22 protein-coding genes and 2 tRNA genes are annotated in these 23,179 nt (G+C 68.1%); 6 read left to right on the forward strand and 18 right to left on the reverse strand.

All coding sequences use genetic code 11. From position 1 onward, the window contains the following. Positions 1–4 precede the first annotated feature (4 nt). A tRNA-Ile gene (locus N4R40_RS02530) sits at positions 5–78 on the forward strand. Positions 79–96: 18 nt separating this feature from the next. Here N4R40_RS02530 and N4R40_RS02535 read toward each other — a convergent pair. The 10 genes from N4R40_RS02535 to N4R40_RS02580 are packed head-to-tail and all read right to left on the reverse strand — an operon-like array spanning position 97 to position 10,022. After that, a complete protein-coding gene (locus tag N4R40_RS02535; RefSeq protein WP_261605793.1) occupies positions 97–1,419 on the reverse strand; it encodes an amidohydrolase family protein in 1,323 nt (440 codons plus the stop codon). Continuing rightward, positions 1,416–2,471 (reverse strand): methylenetetrahydrofolate reductase C-terminal domain-containing protein, encoded by a 1,056-nt coding sequence (locus tag N4R40_RS02540; protein ID WP_261605794.1) that lies wholly within the window; start codon positions 2,469–2,471, stop codon positions 1,416–1,418. Before N4R40_RS02540 ends, N4R40_RS02535 begins: the two co-directional genes overlap by 4 nt. Beyond that, positions 2,440–3,087 (reverse strand): pyridoxamine 5'-phosphate oxidase family protein, encoded by a 648-nt coding sequence (locus tag N4R40_RS02545; protein ID WP_261605795.1) that lies wholly within the window; start codon positions 3,085–3,087, stop codon positions 2,440–2,442. The genes N4R40_RS02540 and N4R40_RS02545 overlap by 32 nt, the downstream gene beginning before the upstream one ends. Then, complete coding sequence (locus N4R40_RS02550; protein ID WP_261605796.1) at positions 3,060–3,839, reverse strand: creatininase family protein; 780 nt, start codon at positions 3,837–3,839, stop codon at positions 3,060–3,062. Before N4R40_RS02550 ends, N4R40_RS02545 begins: the two co-directional genes overlap by 28 nt. Beyond that, positions 3,836–5,170 carry an FAD-binding oxidoreductase gene (locus N4R40_RS02555; RefSeq protein ID WP_261605797.1) on the reverse strand — a complete coding sequence of 445 codons (1,335 nt, stop codon included), beginning with the start codon at positions 5,168–5,170 and terminating at the stop codon, positions 3,836–3,838. Before N4R40_RS02555 ends, N4R40_RS02550 begins: the two co-directional genes overlap by 4 nt. A 41-nt stretch (positions 5,171–5,211) precedes the next feature. After that, positions 5,212–5,955: an SDR family NAD(P)-dependent oxidoreductase gene (locus N4R40_RS02560; protein ID WP_261605798.1), complete on the reverse strand. Its 744-nt coding sequence runs from the start codon at positions 5,953–5,955 to the stop codon at positions 5,212–5,214. Positions 5,956–5,994: 39 nt separating this feature from the next. Continuing rightward, positions 5,995–7,170, reverse strand: a complete 1,176-nt coding sequence (locus N4R40_RS02565; protein WP_261605799.1) for an ABC transporter substrate-binding protein — start codon at positions 7,168–7,170, stop codon at positions 5,995–5,997. 58 nt (positions 7,171–7,228) lie between these two features. After that, positions 7,229–8,041: an ABC transporter permease gene (locus tag N4R40_RS02570; protein WP_261605800.1), complete on the reverse strand. Its 813-nt coding sequence runs from the start codon at positions 8,039–8,041 to the stop codon at positions 7,229–7,231. Beyond that, positions 8,041–8,778 (reverse strand): ABC transporter ATP-binding protein, encoded by a 738-nt coding sequence (locus N4R40_RS02575; protein WP_261605801.1) that lies wholly within the window; start codon positions 8,776–8,778, stop codon positions 8,041–8,043. Before N4R40_RS02575 ends, N4R40_RS02570 begins: the two co-directional genes overlap by 1 nt. Then, positions 8,775–10,022, reverse strand: coding sequence for an amidohydrolase family protein (locus N4R40_RS02580; protein ID WP_261605802.1), 1,248 nt, complete (start codon positions 10,020–10,022; stop codon positions 8,775–8,777). Before N4R40_RS02580 ends, N4R40_RS02575 begins: the two co-directional genes overlap by 4 nt. A gap of 192 nt (positions 10,023–10,214) precedes the next feature. On the opposite strand from N4R40_RS02580, the gene N4R40_RS02585 reads away from it, so the two are divergent. The 3 genes from N4R40_RS02585 (at position 10,215) to N4R40_RS02595 (ending at position 12,400) form a co-directional block, all read left to right on the forward strand. Further along, positions 10,215–10,784: a helix-turn-helix domain-containing protein gene (locus N4R40_RS02585; protein WP_261605803.1), complete on the forward strand. Its 570-nt coding sequence runs from the start codon at positions 10,215–10,217 to the stop codon at positions 10,782–10,784. Further along, complete coding sequence (locus N4R40_RS02590; protein ID WP_261605804.1) at positions 10,781–11,746, forward strand: PDR/VanB family oxidoreductase; 966 nt, start codon at positions 10,781–10,783, stop codon at positions 11,744–11,746. Before N4R40_RS02585 ends, N4R40_RS02590 begins: the two co-directional genes overlap by 4 nt. A gap of 150 nt (positions 11,747–11,896) precedes the next feature. Further along, entirely contained in the window at positions 11,897–12,400 is a 504-nt protein-coding gene (locus tag N4R40_RS02595) for a DUF3145 domain-containing protein (protein WP_261605805.1), read from the forward strand. 161 nt (positions 12,401–12,561) lie between these two features. Here the strand turns inward: N4R40_RS02595 and N4R40_RS02600 are convergent, their stop codons facing one another. The 6 genes from N4R40_RS02600 to aceE form a co-directional block, all read right to left on the reverse strand. Next, complete coding sequence (locus N4R40_RS02600) at positions 12,562–13,800, reverse strand: beta-ketoacyl-[acyl-carrier-protein] synthase family protein (protein WP_261605806.1); 1,239 nt, start codon at positions 13,798–13,800, stop codon at positions 12,562–12,564. A 73-nt stretch (positions 13,801–13,873) separates the two neighbouring features. Further along, positions 13,874–14,122, reverse strand: a complete 249-nt coding sequence (locus tag N4R40_RS02605) for an acyl carrier protein (protein WP_203188147.1) — start codon at positions 14,120–14,122, stop codon at positions 13,874–13,876. 75 nt (positions 14,123–14,197) lie between these two features. After that, complete coding sequence (locus N4R40_RS02610; RefSeq protein WP_261605807.1) at positions 14,198–15,199, reverse strand: beta-ketoacyl-ACP synthase III; 1,002 nt, start codon at positions 15,197–15,199, stop codon at positions 14,198–14,200. Next, the gene (locus N4R40_RS02615; RefSeq protein ID WP_261605808.1) at positions 15,196–16,113 is read right to left on the reverse strand and encodes an ACP S-malonyltransferase; all 918 of its coding nucleotides are present in this window, start codon (positions 16,111–16,113) and stop codon (positions 15,196–15,198) included. Before N4R40_RS02615 ends, N4R40_RS02610 begins: the two co-directional genes overlap by 4 nt. A 96-nt stretch (positions 16,114–16,209) precedes the next feature. Further along, entirely contained in the window at positions 16,210–17,421 is a 1,212-nt protein-coding gene (locus N4R40_RS02620) for a PucR family transcriptional regulator (protein WP_261605809.1), read from the reverse strand. A gap of 9 nt (positions 17,422–17,430) precedes the next feature. Then, positions 17,431–20,160 (reverse strand): pyruvate dehydrogenase (acetyl-transferring), homodimeric type, encoded by a 2,730-nt coding sequence (aceE, locus tag N4R40_RS02625; protein ID WP_261605810.1) that lies wholly within the window; start codon positions 20,158–20,160, stop codon positions 17,431–17,433. A 151-nt stretch (positions 20,161–20,311) separates the two neighbouring features. Between aceE and N4R40_RS02630 the strand changes: the two genes are divergently transcribed. After that, a tRNA-Val gene (locus N4R40_RS02630) sits at positions 20,312–20,385 on the forward strand. Between the two features lie 4 nt (positions 20,386–20,389). On the opposite strand, the gene N4R40_RS02635 is transcribed toward N4R40_RS02630, so the two are convergent. Then, the gene (locus N4R40_RS02635) at positions 20,390–20,812 is read right to left on the reverse strand and encodes a DUF6630 family protein (RefSeq protein WP_261605811.1); all 423 of its coding nucleotides are present in this window, start codon (positions 20,810–20,812) and stop codon (positions 20,390–20,392) included. Position 20,813: 1 nt separating this feature from the next. Beyond that, entirely contained in the window at positions 20,814–22,316 is a 1,503-nt protein-coding gene (locus N4R40_RS02640) for an amino acid permease (RefSeq protein WP_261605812.1), read from the reverse strand. A 118-nt stretch (positions 22,317–22,434) separates the two neighbouring features. Between N4R40_RS02640 and N4R40_RS02645 the strand changes: the two genes are divergently transcribed. Next, positions 22,435–23,166, forward strand: a complete 732-nt coding sequence (locus N4R40_RS02645; protein ID WP_261605813.1) for a zinc ribbon domain-containing protein — start codon at positions 22,435–22,437, stop codon at positions 23,164–23,166. Positions 23,167–23,179 lie beyond the last annotated feature (13 nt).

Genomic DNA, 23,179 nt, shown 5'->3' on the forward strand with positions numbered 1-23,179 from the left:
ACAGGGGGCGGTGGCCAAGCTGGTCAAGGCAGCGGGCTCATAACCCGACGATCGTGGGTTCAAGTCCCACCCGCCCTACGAGGATCGCGCTGCTGGTCACTCCTGACCGCGTTGCGCGAGAAGTCGGCGCAAGCCATCGCCGATGTGTGCCGAATCCGCGGTGACAAGAGCGCCATCGCGCACCACGGCTGTGCCGGCCACGAACACGTCACGGGGGCGGCGCCCGGGCGAGGCCCACAGCAGGCCCGCAACCGGGTCGGCGACGCCCGCGTCGGCGACGCCCGAGACATCCCAGATGCACACGTCAGCGGCCGCACCGGGGCGCAGGTGTCCGAGTTCGCTCCGGCCGAGGCCTCGGGCAGATTCTTCCGTCGCCATCGCGAGTACCGAGCGCGCCGACAGAGCGGGGCCGATGAGGCCCGACACCTGCATCGCCAGGCGCGCGTCTGCCCACAGGTGTCCGGCATCGTTGGAGCCGCCTCCGCTCGTGCCGAGCCCGACAGCGACGCCCGCTGCCTGCAGATCGGCGACGGGCGCGACTCCCCAGCCCATCGGCACATCGCAGCCGGGCGCGTGCGTTGCCGAGGCGCCGCGAGCCGCAATCCGTGCGATCTCGTCTGCGGTGACCCCGCACAGATGGGCGAGTGTGACGTCGGGGGCAAGCCAACCCCATTCGTCGAGCAGGTCCAAGGGGCGGCGGCCGAAGCGCTCTTGGGCGACCGTGACATCCACCTGTTCGTTGGCTTGAGTGCGGCGCCGAAGGCCGTGCTGTGCGGCGACCTCGCCGAGCAGAGCAAACGTCTCGGCCGGATCGGAATGCACGCCAGCGGGGCCAACGGCCAGCTGCAGCATCCCGCCACGGGTCACGCCGCTGACATCCGAATCAGACAACCATGCGCTCGCGATCGCCTCGGCGCTGGCCGCCGCTTCCTGCGGATCGTCGCGCGCGGCGCCGCGCACGAACACCAGGCGCCCGCCGAGCTGTTCCGCGGCATCCGCGGTCGCGGTCGCGAGTGCGAGGCTGTCGGCTCCGGCCGGCCACGTGAGGTGATGATCGGCGACGGTCGTCACGCCCGCGAGCAGGCCCTCGGCTACGCCGACGGATGCCGCGGCCCGCGCGAGCTCTGCGTCGACTCCGATACGCGAATATGCCGCGGCCATTGTCGGCAGCCAGGTGGCCATGGGGACGCTCCGCGTGCCGGGGAGTGTCCGGAACGCGCTTTGCAGCAAGTGATGGTGCGCGTTGATCAGCCCCGGGGTGAGGACGCAGCCGGTGGCGTCGATCTCGATCTCGTCGCCGCGTGCGTGCTCGTGGACGACTCCGTCGCGAATAATCAGCTCGGCGCCGGCTGCGAGCTCAACACCCCCGCCGATCACGATGGCGACGGCACCCGTGAATCGATAGCCGGTCGAGCTCACAGTTCCTCCTTCAGACGGTGCGCGATCTCGGCGAGACTCTGCGCATGTTCGGTCTCACGCCCGGGGGCCGCGCCGCCGGACAGATCGACCCCGACGACCCCCTCGATCTGAAGCATGGCCAGGGAGAGTGAGACGGCGGCGGCGATACCTGCTTCGCGGGGATCCGCCGCGCTGAGAATGCTCTCGAGATAGCCGGGTGGCAACACGAGGGTCGTGAAAGTGCGGAGCAGGTGCGCAGACCCCTCGTCGAGCACGACCGGCACGCACGGGAGGAAGCCGGAGGTGCTCCCCAGCATCCGCGCCTGTGCAATGAAGCGCGCCACGGGTTCGGCGCCGCCGCAGTGATTGACAAAGCACAACTCTGCGCCCGCCTTCTCCTTTTCGCGGAGGCGAGCAGCCCGTCGATCGACCGGCGGAGTGGTGGGCGATTCCGCAACAGACACAAGATGCCCCGCGGCACGGGCCAGAGCGGTGAGCTCGGTCGCGTCGAGATCGAACACCGGCATGGCATCGGGACGTGAACCGGTATGGGTGTGGTCGCCCGTGATGCAATGAACGACACCGGCTCCGGCATGCGCGAGCCCGGCAAGCTCGCCTTCGAGCGCCACCCGGTTGCGGTCTCGACAGTTCAGCCCGATGAAGGGCAGCATGTCCGCGTCGGCGATCAAGCGGGCGCGATAGCTCGGTGCGAACTGCACGCGCGCGGGCCCCGCATCGCCGGAGAGGACGGCGTCGACTGGCCCAGCCATGGCCGCGACGCACTCCTCGAGCGAGCGCGCGTCGACCGCACGCGCCGGAAAGTCCGCGACGACGAGAGGCCGCTCACCGAGCAGTGCGCGGACGCGCTCGGACCCGGCTGACGGTGACTGAACGACCGTCGGGGCGGGTGGCCTGCGCCACCCCACCGTGTCGATATCGACGAAGGCGCAGCGCGTCGCAGCGTCGATCTCACACGATCCGTCGAACCCGACGCCGCCGCATGGCCCATAGGTCATGTGCTTCGGGCACGACGAGCTGCTGTCAACCGGCAAGGAAGCGCCTCTCCCAACCATCGGCGCGACGGGTGTATTCGACGCGCCTGCTCGCGGTGTCGTCACTGCCGAACCAGAAGGTCAGCCGGTCGGGGCGCACGAGGTAGCCGACCCACGAGGGTGGGGGAACGAAGCTTGCCTCCTGGGCGCTTGCAAAGTCGGCCCACGCGGCGACCCGCTCCGGCTGGGGAAGGGCCGCGAACTCGGGTGTGTTCTGCCACGCAAGCTGTTGCAGATAGGGCGGGCGTGCCGCGTAGGCCCGCCGCTGTTCGTCTGCGGATGCCGGTTCAGCGCGCCCTTGCACGACGAGCTGGTGGCGCGAGTCGGGGGTCGGCGTACCGAGAAGCGGAATGCACAGCGCGACGAGAGCAGACCGCGTGACCTGGGCGACCTTGCGCGATCGTGCGTCGGTGTGCCAGTAGAAGCCCTCGGCATCCCACTCCGACAGCAGCAGCGACCGGGCATCGGGCGCCCCGTTCTCATCGAGCGTCGCGAGCGTCATGAGTGGGCGCGCGGGGTCGTCGTTCGCGGGTAGCCAGACGGACAGGAGCCGCGACGGGTCGTCCGGGAGGTCGGCCCATTCGTCGGCAGAGAGTTCACCGTGCATGGTCATACCGCCCTGGGGCCGATCGGCCATCTCGAGATCTCGTCGATTGTGGCGACGCCGTCCTCGACCAGCCGCGCCGCCAACGCGGCACCTTCCGCTGCGGTCGCCGTCGTCGGGTCGCCGATCACTCCACCCGACGCGAAGTCGTCCGAGCACCAGCCGAACTGCACGGGGCTCGCGGCGAAGCCGATGCGCTCGAAGCCCGCGAGTGCGTCGGGGACGGCACGAGTCGCAGCGGTCGTATCGACCAGGTCGGGCCGCAGGTGCATGAGCAGCGACGTCTCACCGTGCCCGCCGTGAATCCCGAAGCCGCGCTCATCGGGGCCAGCCGGGACTCGCACGCCGTCGAGGAAGGTGTTCAAGCCGAACTGGCGCCGCAACTCACGCAGCGCCACGTTGAGCGGGGCGATATTGCCCCCGTGCCCGTTGTAGAAGAGCACGGTGCGTGCCGGAGTCGCAGCGATCGAGCGGCCGAGGTCGACGAGGACTCGTGCGAACGTCTCTCCGGAGAGCCACAGGGTCCCGGGCGCCCACGCGTGTTCGTCCGACTTCGTCACGCCGAGCGCTGGCAGAAGCCACGCGTCGTGACCGGCCTGGGTCGCGGCATCCACGATGCGCGCGGCGATCTCTTCCGCCATCACGAGATCCGTCGAGAGCGGGAGATGCCCGCCGTGGTGTTCGATTGCGCCGACCGGCAACACCAGGATCGACGAGGACGTCAGCGCCTCCGTGAGGGCGGGACCCGAGAGGTCACCCCAACGTCGCGAGCGCAGGACGCTCACAGCTGGCTCCCCGTGTGGAAGGTGCCCGGCGGCACAAGCTTGCCCGGGTTCAAGAGCCCGTGCGGATCGGTTTCGCTGGCGAGGGTGATCGTCTCGGCCGGCTCGTAGTCGACGTACCACTGGTGCGGATTGTGCCAGCCGACCCCGAGCTGCTCGATCTTGGGGAGCCCCGCATACACCGCCTCGGCACCGCGATACACGCCCGCGAGCATGCCGATCGGTCGTCCCTGCTGCGCCTCGATGTGCAGCATCCCGCCTTCATACACATCGTGCAAGTCGTCGATGCGGTCGACGATTGCGTCGCCCCAGACCTCGACGTGGAAGTACGTGTCGGGGTAGGCCTTCTGCAGCCATTCGATCGGGTGGTTGTAGCTGGTCATCGAGAGCTTGATGCACGCCTGGGCGCCCTCGCGCACATCTTCCACGCGTCCGCCTGCCTCTTCGACGAGTGCCCTGGCGGCGTCGATCGTCGCGGCGTCGAGGATCGCCCGCAGGCTCGCGCGCCCGGCCGGGATGGCGGCATCGCGGGGGAGCGCTTCGGCGAGGGTCGGCAGATCGCCCGAGACCAGACGCGGAGTCGGAGAGAGCTCGGGGAAGCTGCGGATGACGGCCAGCAGGTCGTGGAAGTCATCGAAGCTGGCGAAGAACGCCCGCCACTCCTGCAGCGGCTCGAGCCGAACGGTCACCGTCGCGATGACGCCCACCGTGCCGTATTTGTGCAGATAAGGCTCGGTTGCCGCGTCCTCCAGATGCACGAGCTGCGCGTCGGGGACGGCGTGGACGACGTCGAGCGCCGTCACGAAGCCGGTGTGGATCATGCCGTGCGCGATCGATCCGGTGCCGCCGGAACCGCCCGAGACGAAGCCGCCGACGGTCGATTGCGCCGTCGACGGATACTGCAGCACTTGCTGGCCCGCACGGTTCGCCGCTTGCTCGATCGCGATCATCGTGGCGCCGGCTTCGGCACGCAGCCAGCCATCACCCACGTCCAGAATGCGTCGCGCCTTCGTCGTGTCGAGCACGAGTCCACCGGCCATCGGCAGGGTCTGGCCATAGTTGGCAGTCCCTTTGCCTCGAGGGGTGATCGGCACACCGTGGCGCACGGCCGCCGCGACCGCCGTCGCGATGTCTTCGGCGTTCCTGGGCATCACCACGAGCTGCGCGCGGCCCAAGGGAAGCTGCTCGGCGATGACGGGGGACAAGTGCGATCCATCGATCGATGCGCGATCCAGCGCCTCTGGCTCATCACTGACGGCGTCGGGGCCGAGCAGGTCGCGCAGTTCGGCCGCCAGAGCGCCGATCGCCTGGGGGTCGATGACCTCGTTGGGCATGGGGGTGTTCCTCTCGTGAGTGGTGACTGCGGCCTGCGGTGCTAGTGCATGACCATTCCGCCGGTCACGTTCAGCGCTTGTCCGGTGATGTAGCCGCCATCGGTGGCGAGGTAGGCCACGAGGCCCGCGACATCGTCCGGTTCGCCGAGCCGACCGAGCGGGGAGCGCTGCGTCCACTGCGCGATCTGCTCCTCGGTGCGCGTTCCCGCGCCCATCTCGGTGAGCACATATCCGGGGCAGATCGCGTTGACCGTCACGCCCCGGGGGCCCCATTCGATCGCGGCCGCCCGTGTGAGCGCGACGACGGCCGACTTGGATGCCGCATAGTGGGCTTCCATCGCCCCACCGGACTTGGCGGCCATGCTGGCGAGGTTGACGATGCGGCCGTGGTCCTGCGCCATCATGCTGGGGGCGACGGCTTGCATTGTGGTCAGTGTCGCTCGCGCGTTGATGTTCAGGACGCGATCCCACTCCGCGTCATTGATGTCGAGCAGCGCAAGAGCGCGGAAGACACCCGCGGCGTTGACGAGCAGATCGACGCCGCCGAGTGCCTCGATCGCCGCCTGGACGACACTCCGTGTCTGCGCGGGGTCGGCGAGGTCGACCGGGAGATAGGCCGCCCCGATGCTCGCCGCCCGGGTGGCGGCGGCATCCGTGTGGAGGTCGAGAACGATCACGTCCGCGCCCTCCTCGAGCAAGCGGCGCACGATCGCGGCGCCGATCCCGCCGACCCCTCCGGTGACGATGGCCTTGGCGCCGTGAAGGCGGGTGCGGGGAGTCGTCATCGGAGGGGCCTGTCTAGAGTGCGGGTGGTGGCGTGCGGATCAGAAGCTGATCGACGAGTCGAGGAACTGGTCGGTCCAGATGTCGTCGACGGTCACGCCTTCCTTCACCGGCAGGCTCTGCTCGGTGTAGATCGGAGTGACGAGGTCGAACAGCTCGGTCATGCGCTCGGGGTCAACCGTGCCCATCTCACCGTTCGCGTCGTTGCCGGCGATGCCGTCGTTCAGCATCGTCTCCACCGAGAATTCGGCCACGCCCTGGCTGTACACCCAGCCGGTGTCGTACGCCTCGACGAGCTCAAGGACCAGATCGATCGTCGACTGCGGGTCGGCGAAGAAGTCGACCGTTGCCTGCTGGAGGACCGGCACGAGGGCCGTGAGGCACTCGCTGTACGTGTCGATGTTCTCGGGGATCACGCTGAGGACGGCGGCGTACTTCGGGTAGCCCGCGTCGTTGATCAGCTGGTAGGCGACCGGCTTGCCCCACTGCTCGACCTCGTTCTCGTAGATGTACGGCTCAGCGGAGGCGAAGCCCTGCTGCGCGATCGCGCCACCCTCGGAGACGAACACGGCGGGAGCGCCGTCGTACGTCGAGTCGATCTGGTCGGCGGACAGGATGCCCTGGCCGACGAACGCGTCGATGTAGGTGCCGCCCGGGAAGACGCGAATCGTGACGCCCTCGGCGCCGAGATCGGCGATGCCCTCAACATCGGGGTAGGTCTCGGGGTCCCACATGAGCATCTGCGGGTCCTTCTGGAGCGGGGCGAAGACGCCGACGGTCGGCAGGTCGCCCGAGTGCGCGATCGCCTCGTCCGTGCCGACGTACGCCAGGAAGATCGACGGGTCGTTGTACATCTGGGCGTTGGGCTGCGTGAAGCCGGTGGCCGGACCGCCGGAGAGGATCGTCACATCGACCCCGGTGTATTCGCCGGAAGTCACGAGAGGGCCGGTCACCGACTTCTCGTCGCTGTCGACCGTGTAGTCGTCGCCGACGAGCTCGTAGAGGTGTCCGTGCTCGGACTCGGGGTTCCAGTCGGTCTGGATGCGGATGTCGGCGGGACATCCGGCGGCGGCCAGGTCCACGGCGCCGATCTCGAGGTCGCCGGACGGGGACGACACGGCGGGCTCGGGCGACGAGGACGAGCAGCCGGCGAGCGTCAGCGCGCTCACGACGACCAGGCCTGCCGCGGCGTAGCCGCTCTTGCGTGCAATTCGCATGATTCTCCTAGTGATGTGGATGGTGCCCTGTGGTGCGTTGACGGACGAGCTCAGCGGGTCAGCCGAAGTCGTACCACTTGCCGACGGCGCGACGAGCGAGCCAGCCGAAGAACAGGAAGATGACCACGCCGAACAGCGAAGCCACCAGGATCGAGGCGAACAGTTCCGGGCTCTGCAGGCGCGACTGGTACTTCGCGATCAGTGCGCCGATGCCGGGTGTGCCGCGCTGGAAGAAGAAGTCGCCGACGATGGCACCGACGATCGACAGGCCCGCCGAGATCCGCATTCCCGCGAACATCGCCGGCAGTGCCGTCGGAAGCTCGAGCTTCTTCAGGACAATCCATCGGCTGGCCTTCTGCAGCTGGAAGAGCTCCCGCGCGGCGCGATCGACCGATTGGAGGCCGAACAGCGTGTTCGACACGATCGGGAACAGCGCGATCAGGACGCACACGATCGTTCTGGCGATGAAGTCGTAGCCGAACCAGAACCCGATCAGCGGGACGACAGCGAGGATCGGAATCGACTGGAGGATGACCGCGTAGGGGAAAGTCGTTCGCTCGACCCACTTCGCGAGGTTCATCGCGATCGCCCAGACAACGCCGATCACGATCGCGATGATGAGGCCCACGAGCGCGACCTGCGCCGTGTTCCACAATGCCTCGAAGATCTCCGGTCCGCTGTTCGGATCCGTGTAGACGGCGAAGATCACGTGTGGCTGCGGCATGAGGTACCCGCGCGTGCCGAGTAGGACATTGACGAGGTAGACAACCCCGATGATCAGCGCGAGCAGGACGATCGGCGGCACCCAGCGGCTGGGAGCGGCGCGGCGCGGCGTGCGGCGGCGCGGCGTGGAACGGTCGACGTCAGACATCAGTGGTGCCCCTCTCGGAGTGCGTGCGAGACCTTGCCGACCAGCTCGGCGAACGCGCCGGTGTAGCGGATCTCGGGATCGCGCGGCATGTCGAAGGGCACGTCGAATGTGTCGACGATGCGCCCGGGGCGCCCGGACATGACGACGACCTTCGTGGACAGGTAGACGGCTTCCGACACGGAGTGCGTGATGAACAGCGCGGCGAACTGCGTCTTCACGAACAGGCGCAGCAGCTCGTCGTTCAAGTGCTCCCGGGTGATCTCATCGAGCGCACCGAACGGTTCATCGAAGAGGAACAGCTCGGGATCGAGCGTCAGCGACCTCGCGAGCGACGTGCGCATGCGCATGCCACCGGAGAGCTGTCGCGGCAAGTGCTTCTCGAATCCCTTCAGCCCGACGAGATCGATCGTCTCGGCGGCCTTCTTCGACCGCACGGCCTTGGTCTGCCAGTTCAGTTCGGCGAGCAGTTCGACGTTGGCCTGAACGTCCCGCCAGGGCAGGAGCGTCGCGTCTTGGAAGACGTAGCCGATGCGGCTCGTGTCGACCGTCGCGGTGCCGTCGCTGGCGTGTTCGAGGCCCGAAGCGATGCGCAGCAGCGTCGACTTTCCGCAGCCCGAGGGTCCGACGACGGTGACGAACTCGCCCCGGTTGACGGTGAGGTCGACCCCGCGAAGTGCGACGGTGCCGTTGGGGAAGGTCATCTCGACGTTCGCGAAGTCGAGGAGTGTGTCGGTCACGCGGACACCTGCCTTTCGGTTGCGCGGGACCAGGCCGCGGTGGTCACGGTCGCAACGGTGGACGACACGAGCCGCCCACGGTGCAACACGTGTCGATTGGGGTCGGCGGACGCGGCGACTTCCGCGAGGCTCCCGCCCTTGACCGCGACGAAGTCGGCCTGTGCGCCGGGCACGGCACCCGCCGCGGGGAGACGCATGACCGAGCGTGAACCGTCGGAGACGACCGAGACGGCTTCGTCGATCGTCAGGTGCGCCGCGGTGACGAGAAGCGCGACCGTCTCCAGCGGGTCGCACCGCCCGAGCGGATTGAACGGATCGCGCACGTTGTCTGCGCCGGCACCGAGTCGCACGCCCGCGTCGAGCAGCGCCCGCACGGCCGTGATCCCGCGCGGTGTCGAGACCGGCGTGTCCCAGCCCTGCAAGTAGAGGTTCGTGATCGGGAGGGCGATGACACCGAGGTCGGCCGCGCGGATGGCCTCGACGATGGGGGCGAGCTCGTTGGGGGGCAGCGTGCCGAGTCGTGAGCAATGACCCGCGGATGCCGAAGCGTGCGTCCAGGCCCCCGTGCGCCGGGCGAGTGCCACGATCGTCAGGGGGCCGTCGAGCGACTCGTCGGTGTGCATGTCGACTCCGCACCCGAGCCGCTCGGCCAGGCTCAGCAGCCGGTCGAGCTCGGCATCCGGGTCGGCCGCCAGATGCGGCGCCCCGCCGATGAGGTCGACGCCTCGAGCGATGGCTTCTTCATGCTGGGCTTCGCTGACTCGATCGTCGCCGAGCGTGCACAGTTCGATGTCCATGAGTCCGCGCAGGTCCTCGCGCACGTCGAGGAGGGCGTCCACGCCGCGCAGGGGCTCGTCGCCGGAGAGGATGTTGACGTGCGACCGCACAGCGGTGACCCCGTGAGCCAGCATGTCGAGGGCCGTCGCTCGAGCACGCTCGCGGATCGATTCGCGCGTGACGGCGTGTGCATAGGCGTCGTACTGGGCGACGGCCGTCGGCAGATCGCCGAACGGCGGTGAGATCTGCTCCCAGGTCCGCGACTTGTCCAAGTGGGCATGCGGATCGGCGGCGGCCGTGAGGAGGACGAAGCCCTCGAGGTCCAGTTCCTGCGCATCGTCTGCCGCAGGCGCCGTCCCGGCGGCCCACACGCGTTCCACGATCCCGCCGTCGAGCACGACGTCCGCACGCGTACCGTCCGGCAGCGTGGCGTGCCGAAGGGTGCGCAGAGGACGGGGAAGGTGCACGATGCTCCTGAGTTGTGTCGCGGTCAGTCGGGTGTGCTGACTCGGGATGATTGTTGATACCCTCAACATCGGCGAAGCTACGGGTCGCGTGTTTCGAGCGGATGACATGATCGTGTCGGTCTGTTTCTCACGGCCTCGCGCGAGTGCACAGCGGTGACGAAAGACGTAATCGAACGAGGAGAGGCGGCGATCATGCCCACGGCATCCCCCCTGCCCGATGCGGGTCCCCTTGGCCCGCGCGTGCGCTCGCTGCGGACGCAACGCGGACTCACGCTGGTCCAGTTGGCCGCGCTCTCAGGGCTCTCGCACCCGTTCCTCAGCCAGCTGGAGCGGGGACTCGCTCGTCCGTCGATGGCCTCGCTCGACAAGATCGCCATCGCGTTGGCCACGAGTGTCGTTGAGTTGTTGGCCGACGAGCGCGCCACCGATGAGGCGGCCGCGGTCAGCATCGTCCGGGCCGAGGACGGCGTGGTCGGCGGGTTCGGCAGCGGCACGGGTCGCGTGCTCGTCGGCGGCGGGCGGCGGCCGTTCCGTCCGATCGAGTACACCGGCGCGAACGCCGAATGGGGCGAGATCGTCGTGCACGCGGAGGACGAGTTTCTGCACGTGATCGAGGGGCGCATCGAGCTCGAACTAGGCGGAGTCGTTCATCGCCTCGGCCCGCGGGATTCGGCCTATACGCCCGGCGGAACGAGTCATCGCTGGCGCTCCGGCGACGCCCACCCCTACCGTCTGATCGTTGTGAAGGAGGCGGGTGCATGAGTGTGCCCCGTGGAGACCGGGAGGTCGAGGTCATCGCGCTGCGCACGGCCGCCGCCGATATCGTCGAGATCGAACTTGCCGCGCGCGGTGATGCCGCGCTTCCGGCGTGGGAGCCCGGTGCGCACATCGACCTGATCCTGCCGACCGGTCTGGTTCGGCAATACTCACTCGCGGGCGATCCGGCCAGCCCGACGTGGCGGATCGGAGTTCTCCGCGAAGAATCCGGACGTGGCGGCTCACGCTGGATCGCCGATCGCCTGAAACCGGGTGCGCTCTTGCGTATCGCGGGTCCCCGCAACCACTTCACGCTGCCGGGCCACGCTGTCGGCGATGCGGCCCCGCTCGTGTTCATCGCGGGCGGCATCGGCATCACACCGATCCTGCCGTTGGCCGCTCAAGCGCGCGCCGCTGGCCGTGACGTCACGGTGCACTACTGTGGCCATGCGGGTCGGATGCCGTTCGTCGAGGAGCTGCGGGGCCTGCACGGGAGCAGCCTCGTGCTGCACATCAGCGAAGAACGCGCGCGGCTCGACGTCGACGCGGTCACGGCAGAGGCGGCATCCCGCGGCGCGGAAATCATCGTCTGCGGCCCAGCGCGCCTGCACGACGCCGTCGCGCAGGCGGCCGAGGAGCGGGGCGTGGTCGTGCACGGCGAGCGGTTCGAGGCCGAGCCGCTGTCGGCGCCGATGTGGTCGGGGCCTTTCGAGGTCGAGCTCGCGCTGACCGGGGTGACGGTCACCGTGCCCACCGACCGCTCAATCCTCGAGGTCGCGGAGGAAGCCGGGGCGCTCGTGCTCTCCAGCTGCACGGAAGGCACGTGCGGCACGTGCGAGACGCCTGTCATGGACGGAGTCGTCGATCACCGAGACTCGATCCTCACGCCCGCACAACGACAGCGCAACGACACGATGTACGTGTGCGTGTCGCGGGCGGCGTGCCCGCGGCTCATCCTGGAGTTGTAGTCGGCCCAGCGGGGCCCGCGGAATCACACGGTTGTCATTCCGTGGCCGGATCGGTCATAATGGGCGCACAACCGCATAACATCGCCGCACATCGGCATTCGCACCGTTCAGGTCGTAGGGGAAGACGTACCTGAAGAAACGGAGAAGCAGATGGCGACAGCAGCCGCGCGTGGAGTGATCTACATTCACTCTGCGCCACGAGCGTTGTGCCCCCACCTCGAGTGGGCGGTGGGGCGTGCCCTCGGGCGTGCCGTGAATTTCGATTGGGCTGACCAGCCGGTCCTCGCCGGCAGTCGCCGGGCCGAGTTCTACTGGGAGGGACCCGCCGGCACGGGGGCGGCTCTGACGACCGCGATCCGCGGGTGGGAGCACTTGCGGTTCGAGGTCAGCGAGGACCCCACCCCGCGGAGCGACGGCGGTCGTTGGCTGCATACGCCCGGCCTCGGCATCCACTTCGCCCAGACCGACACCGCCGGCAACATCGTCATCGGTGAAGACCGCATCCGCTACGCGATGGAGATCGCGGCGGGCGACGCGTTCGAGTTGCAGCGCGAACTCGGTGTCGCGCTGGGGTCGGCGTGGGATGAAGAACTCGAGAGCTTCCGTCACGCGAGCGATGACGCAGCGGTCGTCTGGCTGCACAAGGTCGGCTGAGACCGGCACCCCTCCACAGACCAGGCGGCGCAGGAGCGCCCGTACCGAGCCTCGGATGGCTTCCCGGGGATCGGGAGCACGTACCGGCCGCCTGACCCGAGAAAGAACCCCCTCCGCATGGCTTCGCGGAGGGGGTTCTTCCTGTGCGGATCGTGGTCGGTTCAGACCGACGCGAAGGCCGCGACGGCGTTGTGGCCGCCGAAGCCGAAGGAGTTGCTGATCGCGAGCTGATCGCCCCCGCCGAGCGGCGTCGGTTCGCCCGAGAGCCGGAACGGCACGGCCGGGTCCTGCTCGGTGATGTTGATCGTGGGCGGCGCCACCCGGTTCTGGATCGCCAGGATCGTGAAGATCGCCTCCAGAGCGCCGGTGCCGCCGAGCAGGTGACCGGTCGAGGCCTTCGTGGCGGAGACGGGGATCTCGTCGATCCGGTCGCCGAACACGCTCTTCAAAGCGACATACTCGTTCGGGTCGCCGACGGGAGTGGAGGTCGCGTGCGCGTTGATGTGCGTGACCTCATCGACAGATCGGCCCGCGGCCTCGAGGGCCATCCGCACGGCACGAGCGGCGCCGGTGCCCTCCGGGTCGTTCGCGGTGATGTGGTACGAATCGGCTGTCACGCCGCCGCCGACGACCTCGGCATAGATCTTGGCCCCGCGTGCCTTGGCGTGCTCTTCGGTCTCGAGGATCAGGACAGCTGCGCCTTCGCCCATGACGAAGCCGTCACGGTCGATGCTGCCCGGTCGTGAGGCCGTTTCGGGGGAATCGTTGCGCTTGGAGAGGGCCTGCATCGACGCGAAGGAGGCGATCGTCACCGGGTGGATGACCGACTCGGTTCCGCCGGCGATCACGACGTCGGCGAGCCCGTCGCGCAGGTGCTCGACCGCGTTGACGATCGACTCGGTGCTCGAAGCGCACGCGCTCGCGACCGTCCGCGCGTAGGCGCGGGCGCCGAAGTGCAGCGAGAGATTGCCCGCGGCCGAGTTCGGCATGAGCATCGGGACGGTCATCGGAAGAACCCGCCGGGGGCCCTTCTCGCGGAGGGTGTCCCACGCATCCAACAGCGTCCACAGGCCGCCGATGCCGGTGGCGAAATCCACGCCGAGACGCTCGGGATCGACTTCGGGCTCGCCCGCATCCTTCCAGGCCTCGAGAGCGGCCACGAGAGCGAACTGCGAAGACGGGTCGAGGCGCTTGGCGATCGGCCGTTCGAGCACGGTGTCGGGACGCACTGCGGCCTGGGCCGCGAAGGTCACCGGCAGCTGGTACTGCTCGACCCAGTCGTACTCGAGGGTGCGGGTGCCGGATGCGCCGGACAGCAGTGCCTGCCAGCTCTCCGGTGCCGTGCCGCCGATCGGGGACGACGCGCCGATGCCGGTCACGACGATGCGCGGTGTGCTCATGGGTGTTCCTCTGGGGTCCTCAGCGTGCGAACGGCGCGCCGGTGGGGGAGCGAGCCCCCCACCGGATCGCTGATCACGCCTGGTGGGAGGTGATGAAGGTGACGGCGTCGCCGACGGTCTTGAGGTTCTTGACCTCTTCGTCGGGGATGGTGACGCCGAACTTCTCCTCGGCGTTGACGACGATCGTCATCATCGAGATCGAGTCGATGTCGAGGTCATCCGTGAAGGACTTCTCGAGGGCGACCTCGTCGGCCGAGATACCGGTCTCGTCGGTGACCAGTTCGGCGAGTCCTGCGAGGACCTCGTCGTTGCTGAATGCCATGGGATTCTCCTTGTTTCTTCTTCGGTTCGCCGGCCCGTGCGGGCCGAAATCAGTTTAGGTGTGGGGGTCGCTCGGTCAGGGGAGGACGACGACCTGCGCGCCGAACACGAGACCCGCGCCGAATCCGATCTGCAGGGCGAGACCGCCGCTGAGTTCGGGGTGTTCCTTGAGCAGGCGGTGCGTCGCGAGCGGGATGGATGCCGCAGACGTGTTGCCGGTCGTCTCGATGTCGCGCCCGATCACGACGCTCTCCGGCAGCTTCAGCTGCTTCGCGAACTCGTCGATGATGCGCATGTTCGCCTGGTGGGGAACGAATGCGGCGAGGTCCGATGCCTCGATCCCGGCGGCGTCGAGAGCCTGGCGGGCGACCTTGACCATTTCCCAGACCGCCCAGCGGAAGACGGTCGGGCCTTCCTGGCGGAGGGTGGGCCAGGGCGCTACGCCGTCACGGAACTCCACGAGAGTGTGGTTCATGCCGACGGCGTCGGCCTTGGAGCCGTCCGAGCCCCAGACCGTCGGGCCGATGCCGGGGAAGTCGCTCGGGCCGATGACGACGGCGCCGGCGCCATCGCCGAGGAGGAAGGAGATCGAGCGGTCCGTCGGATCGACGACATCGCTGAGCTTTTCGGTGCCGATGACGACGGCGTACGTTGCCGCACCCGCGCGGATCAGGGCGTCGGCCTGTGCGACACCGTAGGCGAATCCTGCGCAAGCGGCGTTGAGATCGTAGGCCGCGGCCGGGTTTGCCCCGACCCGGTCGGCGACGATCGCCGAGACCGACGGCGTCTGCTTGGGGTTCGAGATCGTCGCGACGATGACCGCATCGACGGCCGACGGGTCGATGCCCGCGGCGGCGATCGCTTCGGCGGCGGCGTCTGCGGCCAAATCGATCGCGGTCGTCTCGGCGTTCGCGCGAGCGCGGGTGATGATGCCCGTGCGCTGGCGGATCCACTCGTCGCTCGAGTCGATCGGCCCGACCAGGTCGTCGTTGGGCACCGCGTTCTCGCCGCGTGCCGCACCGTAGGCAAGGATGCGGGTATGTGCGGGTCCCGTGGGCTGGATGAGGGTGCGGGTCATGCGTCGGCTCCTGTCAGCAGGGCGGTGGCGGCCGCCAGATCATCCGGCGTCTTGACGGCGACGCCGGGGACGCCACGCAGCGCGCGCTTGGCGAGACCCACGAGCGTTCCCGCCGGGGCCAGTTCGATGATGCCCGCGACGCCGTTGTCGGCGAACGAGGTCATGCACAGGTCCCAGCGCACGGGCGAGGCGACCTGGTCGACGACGAGGTTCAGGGCGGTCCGGCCGTCCGAGACGGGAGTGCCGTCGTGGTTGGTCCAGAGCGTCGAGTGAGGATCAGTGACCGCAACATCCGCCGCGGCGGCGCGGAGCGTGTCGACGGCGGGTGCCATGAAGCGGGTGTGGAACGCGCCGGCGACCTGCAGCGGGATGACCCGTGTGGCCTTCGGAGCCTCGGCGCCCAGCTCTGCGAGAGCCGATAGTGAGCCGGCCGCGACGATCTGGCCGCCACCGTTGTAGTTGGCCGGTGTCAGGTCGAGTTCGGCGAGGCGGGCGAGGACCGCATCCTGATCGCCGCCGAGGACGGCGCTCATTCCGGTCGGTTCGATCGCCGCGGCCTCGGCCATGGCACGGCCGCGCAGCCCCACGAGGAACATGCCGTCGGTGTCGGACAGCACGCCCGCCGCGACGAGCGCGGCGATCTCGCCGACGGAGTGGCCGGCGACACCGCTCGGCCGCGCTCCGGCGGCGGTGAGCGCCGTGAAAGAGACGAGCGACGCCGCGACGATGAGCGGCTGCGCGACGCGTGTGTCGCGGATGCGATCGGCATCCCACTCGGTGCCGGCGGCGATGAGGTCGACGTGCGCATCGTCGGAGTATCGCTCCAGCGCCGCACGTACACCGGGGACATCGAGCCACGGCGACAGGAACCCGGGGGTCTGGGAGCCCTGTCCGGGGAAGACAGTGATGATCACGTCCCTATCCTCCCAACATCGCCGCGCCGCCCGCTGGCGATAGCCACACAAGAAAGTGCGGATGCCTTGTGTGTGTCATACAGGACGGGTGATCCGTCACGCGCGGCGCGCGACGGGGGAGCGACGCCGCGTGACGTCGGTTCCGATCGAGCCGATGATGAGCGCGGTCTGGAGGATCAGGGCTTCGCGGGGGCCGGTGGCATCCCACCCGATGACGTCCGACACGCGTTTCAATCGATAGCGGACGGTGTTCGGATGCACGAACAACTCCCGTGCCGTCGCCTCGAGCGACCGACCGTTGTCGAGGTAACTCCACAACGTTGTCACGAGATCCGACGAATGAGCCTGCAGGGGCCGGCAGATCCGTTCGACCAACGTCGCCTTCGCCATCGCGTCGCCGGCGAGCGCGCGCTCGGGGAGCAACTCGTCCGCTTCGACGGGACGGGGCGCATTGCGCCACGCCTTGGCCACCGCGAAACCCGCCAACGCGGCACGGGCGCTCTGGCCGGCGTCGACGAGAGCCGGCACAGTCGGACCGAGCACCAGGTGTCCCACACCGAACCCGGGCTCGAGTCGCCGGGCGATCTCGGGGAACGGGAGTTCGACGTCGGAATCTTCGCGTGCCGGCAGTTCCGCGCGGCCGATCACGAGGACCAGACGCGAGCCCTGGACGCCGATGAGGACGTCCACTCCGAGCTTGCGCGCCATCCGCCGGAGCTGATCCACGTCCAATTGCGGCGGAGTCGTCCCGACGAGGACCGCGACTTCGCCGTGCCCGTGCCAGCCGAGCGCTGCAATGCGACTCGGCAGCTCCTCATCGGCTTCGCCGGTGAGGATCGAGTCGACGACGAGCGCTTCCAACCGCGCGTCCCAGAGGCCACGCGCTTCGGCGGCGCGAGCGTAGACGTCGGCAGACGCGAAGGCGACTTCGCGGGAGAACAGGAGGATGCTTTCACGCAGGTCTTCCGCACGCCCCGCAACCCGCTCCTCTGTGACAGCCACTGTCACGCGGATGAGTTGCAACGTCTGGGTCAGGCTGACGCTGCGCAACAGCTCCCGGGGAGCCGCCGCGAAAATGTCAGCCGCGATCCACGGTGTGGAGCCGGGATCGTCGTACCACTGGATGAACGACGCAATGCCCGCCTGCGCCACCAGCCCCACCGCCGATCGTCGCGCCGGAGGCATCTCTGCATACCAGGGCAGCGAGTCGTCGAGACGTTGGATCGTCGCGGTGGCCAGATCGCCGGAGATCCGGCGGAGCCACGCGAGTGTCTCCGCCTTCTCCTGGGCGGTGGGGCGGGCGGGCATGGACAGGCGTCAGCTCTCTCCGCCGGCGTTTCCGGTCGTTCCGGCCGTCACGTCGTGCAGGCGGTACTTCTCGATCGCCTGCGCCGAGAGTGCCCGGTCCACGAGGCCGTCATCCGCGAGCGCCTGGAGCGTGCGGACGACGATCGAGGGCCCGTCGATCTTGAAGAACCGGCGAGCCGCCGCACGCGTGTCGGAGAAGCCGAATCCGTCCGCGCCGAGCGTCGAGAAGCGGCGCGGCATCCAGGGGCGGATCTGATCCTGGACAGCGTGCATCGAGTCGCTGACCGCGATGATCGGGCCGTCCGTTCCCTGCAGCTTCTCGGTGACATACGCGGTCTGCGGGTCCTCGAGCGGGTGGAGGAAGTTGTGCTCGTCGGCGCGGAGCCCGTCGCGGCGCAGCTCGGTCCAGCTCGTGACCGACCAGACGTCGGACACGATGCCCCAGTCGTCCTTCAGCAGCTGCTGTGCCTCGAGCGCCCACGGCACCCCGACACCAGATGCGAGCAGCTGAGCACGGTGGCCCTCGCCCTCGCCCGCGGCGACACGGTGCAGACCCCGCACGATGCCTTCGGCATCCACATTCTCCGGCTCGGCCGGCTGCACGATCGGCTCGTTGTAGAGCGTGATGTAGTACATGACGTTCGGGTCGGGGTGATTGCCGCCGTACATCCGCTCGATACCCGCGCGGACGATGTGGGCGATCTCGTAGCCGTAGGCCGGGTCATACGACACCGTGGCGGGGTTGGTCGAGGCCAGCAGGTGCGAGTGACCATCGGCGTGCTGCAGGCCTTCGCCGGTCAGCGTCGTGCGACCCGCCGTGGCGCCCATGATGAACCCACGGGCCATTTGGTCACCGGCAGCCCACTGGGCGTCGCCGGTGCGCTGGAAGCCGAACATCGAATAGAAGATGTAGACCGGGATCAGCGGCTCGCCGTGCGTCGAGTACGACGTGCCGATGTTGGTGAACGCCGCGACGGCGCCCGCCTCGTTGATGCCGACGTGGATGATCTGGCCCTGCGGGCTCTCCTTGTAGGCCAGGAGCAGTTCGCGGTCGACGGACGTGTAGTTCTGTCCGTTCGGGTTGTAGATCTTGGCGGTGGGGAAGAACGCATCCAGGCCGAACGTCCGCGCCTCGTCCGGAATGATCGGAACGATCCGGTGACCGAAGTCCTTCGCGCGCAGCAGGTCCTTCAGGAGGCGGACGAACGCCATCGTCGTGGCGATCTCCTGCGTGCCCGAGCCCTTCTTCGGCATCGCGTAGGCGCTGTCATCGGGCAGGGTGATCGGCACGTGGTGCGTACGACGCTCGGGCAGGAAACCGCCGAGCGCACGCCGCTTCTCGAGCATGTACTGGATCGTCTCGTCCTCCATGCCCGGGTGGTAATACGGCGGGGCGTAGGGGTTCTCTTCGAGCTGCGCATCGGTGATCGGGATGCGCATCGAGTCGCGGAAGTGCTTGAGGTCCTCGAGGGTCATCTTCTTCATCTGGTGAGTCGCGTTGCGACCCTCGAAGTGGTGACCGAGGCCGTAGCCCTTGATCGTCTTGGCGAGGATGACCGTGGGCTGACCCTTGTGCTCCGACGCTGCCTTGTAGGCGGCGTAGAGCTTCTGGTAGTCCAGTCCGCCGCGGCGGAGCTTGCCCCAGATGTCCTCGTCCGACCAGTCGGAGACCATCGCCGCGGTCCGCTCGTCCCGCGCGAAGAAGTGATCGCGGATGAACTTGCCGTCCTCGGCGCGATACGTCTGGAAATCGCCGTCCGGCGTCGTGTTCATGAGGTGCACGAGCGCGCCGGAGGGGTCCGCCTGGAGCAGCTCGTCCCAGCCACGTCCCCAGACGACCTTGATGACATTCCATCCGGCTCCGCGGAAGTAGCTCTCGAGCTCCTGGATGATCTTGCCGTTACCGCGCACCGGACCGTCGAGTCGCTGCAGGTTCGCGTTGACGACGAAAGTCAGGTTGTCGAGGCCCTCGTTGGCGGCGACCTGCAACTGTCCGCGGCTCTCGACCTCGTCCATCTCGCCGTCGCCCAAGAACGCCCACACGTGGGAGTCGGACGCATCTTTGATGCCGCGGTTCGTGAGGTACTTGTTCGTCATCGCCTGGTAGATGGCGTTGATCGGGCCGAGTCCCATCGACACCGTCGGGAACTGCCAGTACTCCGGCATGAGCCGCGGGTGCGGGTAGGAGGGGATGCCGAAGGCACCCTTGGACTTCTCCTGGCGGAATCCGTCGAGCTGGTCCGCCGAGAGGCGCCCTTCCAGGAACGAGCGGGCGTAGATGCCGGGGGAGGCGTGACCCTGGATGAAGATCTGGTCGCCGCCGCCGGGCGCGTCCAGACCACGGAAGAAGTGGTTGAAGCCGACTTCGTACAGCGATGCCGACGACGCGTAGGTCGAGATGTGTCCACCGACGCCGATACCGGGCCGCTGCGCACGGTGCACGGTCAGGGCCGCATTCCACCGGATCCACCGGCGGTACCGGCGCTCGAGCTCTTCATCGCCGGGGAACTCAGGCTCATTCTCGGGCGCGATCGTGTTGATGTAGTCGGTCGTGGGGACCTGGGGCACGTTCAGCTGAAGCTCGCGCGAGGTCTGCAGGAGGCTGAGCATGATCTCGCGTCCGCGGCCGGCGCCCTTGTTGTCGACCAGCTGATGCAGGGATTCCTGCCACTCGGAGGTCTCATCGGGATCGCTGTCCTGCGGGCCCTGCGAGTACGGATCCTGATCGTTGACAGTCACGGGAGACCTTTCGTCGTCTGGCAGATCGTGCCAGGAATGGGCTTCGGATGCGTGGGCGCTTTGTTCAGCGGACACAACACATCCTGGATCAGCCTAGTCATATCCGGTTGTCGCCAGGCGACTCCTCCGGCTCTCGTAGAATGATCGTGTCGGGCCTATAGCTCAGTTGGTTAGAGCACCTCGTTTACACCGAGGGGGTCGGGAGTTCGAGTCTCTCTGGGCCCACCCTTCAGAACGTGCGCGCGGTGATCGAGAGTCGCGCTGCGAGCGCCGTGATCTCGTCGACGTCGCTCCTCGCGACCACGACGAGCGGACAGGCGTCCGATCCCTCGTCGAGATAGAGGGTGCACAGGCCATGCCCCGACAGGATGCCGTCCGCTTCCGCGATCGCGTCGGAGAGAGCGCCATCGACATCTCCGACCTCGTCGAGGTCGGCCCCCGTGCGAAAGACCCGCGGCAGCTGGGCGAGCGCGTCCGCGAGTTCGACGCCCGAGTCGGACCACTCCATATAGGCGAGTGCTCCGGCATCATCCAGCGCGTCGAACAGTGCAGCGCGCACGTCCTCTCCGGCGCCTCCCGACCGCCGGATTGAATCGGCGACCTCGGAGTCATCCTCGAGCAGCGCGCCGAGGCGCAGCCAGTCCTCGATCACGTCAGTCCTCGCGCCCGACGACGCGGGGTTCGGCTGGGTTGAGATAGAGCCCGGCATCCTTCCCCAGGCGCGAATTCCTGTGCGAGTAGGCGAAGTAGATCGCGAACCCGATCGCGAGCCAGATGAGGAAGCGCAGCCAGGTCTCCACCGTGAGGTTGAGCATCAAGTACGTGCAGATGATGGCCGAGATTCCGGGCAGCCAGGGGTTCAGCGGCACACGGAACCCGCGTGGTAGGTCCGGACGTGTGCGGCGCAGCACGATCACGCCGACCGAGACCAGGACGAATGCCGACAGCGTTCCGATGTTGACCATTTCTTCGAGGACGCCGATCGGGGTGAACCCGGCGACGACGGCGACGATCAGCGTCACGATGATCGAGATGACCCACGGCGTGCGCCAGGTGGGGTGCACCTTCGCCAAACGCTGCGGGAGCAAGCCATCGCGCGACATCGCGAAGATGATGCGGGTGGCTCCGATCAGGAGAGTGAGCACGACGGTCGTCAGACCCGCGACCGCGCCCGCCGCGATGACCGTGGCCATCCAGGTCTGGCCGTGATACGCGAATGCGTTCGCGAGCGCCGCTGCCGGGTCGAGATCGGCGTACGAAACCATCCCCGTCACGACCAGTGCAACCGCGCAGTACAGGATCGTGCAGATCACGAGCGAGGCGATGATCCCGATCGGGAGGTCCCGCTGGGGGTTCTTCGTCTCTTCTGCGATCGTCGCGACGACGTCGAACCCGATGTAGGCGAAGAAGACGAGTGCCGCGCCCGCGAAGATCCCGCCGAAACCGAACGCCATGGGCTCCGCGCCGGACAGGAACTGCAGGAGGGGCTGGGTGAGTCCCGTCGCCGTTTCGCGCGGTGCCACGTCCGGAACGAACGGGACGTAGTTGGCCGGGTTGATGAACTGGATGCCGGCGACGATGACGAACAACACGATGAAGAGCTTGACGGCCACGAGGACGAGGTTGACGCGCATCGATTCGCGGATGCCGAACGTCATGAGCCCTCCGAGCAGCAACACCAGCACCACGGCCGGCAGATCGACGATGCCGCCGTAGCTGATTTCCGGCGGAAGCTCCACCCCCAGCTGGCCGAGGAAGACCCCGAGGTAGGCGCTCCACCCCTGCGCGACGACGCTCGCACCCAGGAACATCTCAAGGATGAGATCCCAGCCGATGATCCAGGCGAACAGCTCACCGAGCGACGCATAGGAGAACGTGTAGGCCGAGCCCGATACCGGCACCGTCGAGGCGAACTCGGCGTAACACATCGCCGCGAGCGCACACGCGATGGCGGCGACGATGAAGCTGATGACGATCGCGGGACCGGCGACTTCGTGTGCGGCGCGACCGGTGAGCGTGAAGATGCCCGCGCCGATCACGACGCCGACACCGAAAACCGTGAGGTCGAGAGCGGAGAGCGACTTCTTCAGCCGGAACTCCGGCTCTTCCGTGTCGGCGATCGACCGCTCGACGGATTTCGTGCGCATGACGTTCATCAAGGACCTCTCTGGGGTGCAGGGACGCATGTCGCGACAGATCCCACATGGTAGCGGCATGCGTCCGCCCAGGGGAGTGGCCCCGTCTGGTGTCTGCCGCACACGGTAGGTTGGAGGTGTGAAAGCCAGCCCTTCAGATCAGGCCCGTCTCCTCGAGCTCGCCGCTCTGGACGCGGGCATCCGGAACGCGGAGCACGCCCGCCGCAACCCCGCGCAGACCGCCCGGGTCAAGGAGTTGCTGGCGCTGCGGCAGGAGCAGTCGACCGCACTGACCGGGATGCTGGGTGCGCGGGACGACGCGAGAGCGGAACTCGCGCGGATCGAGTCCGATGTCGTTCTCGTGGATGCGCGCACCGCGCGCGACGCGGGGCGACTGGCCGCGACGTCGAGCGCGAAGGATGCACAGGGCCTCGAACACGAGATCGCGTCGCTCACCAAGCGCAAGAGCGACCTCGAAGACGCCGAACTCGAGATCATGGAGCGGCTGGAGGCGGCGGACGCCGCCGTCGCTGCGCAGGAGGAACTCATCGCGGCGACGAACGCCGAGGGTGCGCGCCTGAGCGCCGAGGGCAAAACGGCCGTCGCCGACGCATCCGCTCGCATCGAGACGGCCACGCGCGATCGGTCCGCCGTTGCCGCCCAGGTGCCGAGCGAGCTCGTCGCGCTCTATGACCGTCTCGCCGAGCGCGGTGTGGGCGCCGGCGAGTTGCGGCAACGGACCTGTGAAGGATGCCGCATGGTGCTTGCGGGGACGGACCTGCAGGTGCTCCGGCGGGCAGCGGACGACGATGTGGTGATGTGTCCCGAGTGCGGATGCATCCTCGTGCGCACCGGTGAATCCGGTCTCTGACCGTTACCCGGCC

This window comes from Microbacterium memoriense (genome assembly GCF_025398275.1).
GTDB lineage: Bacteria > Actinomycetota > Actinomycetes > Actinomycetales > Microbacteriaceae > Microbacterium > Microbacterium memoriense.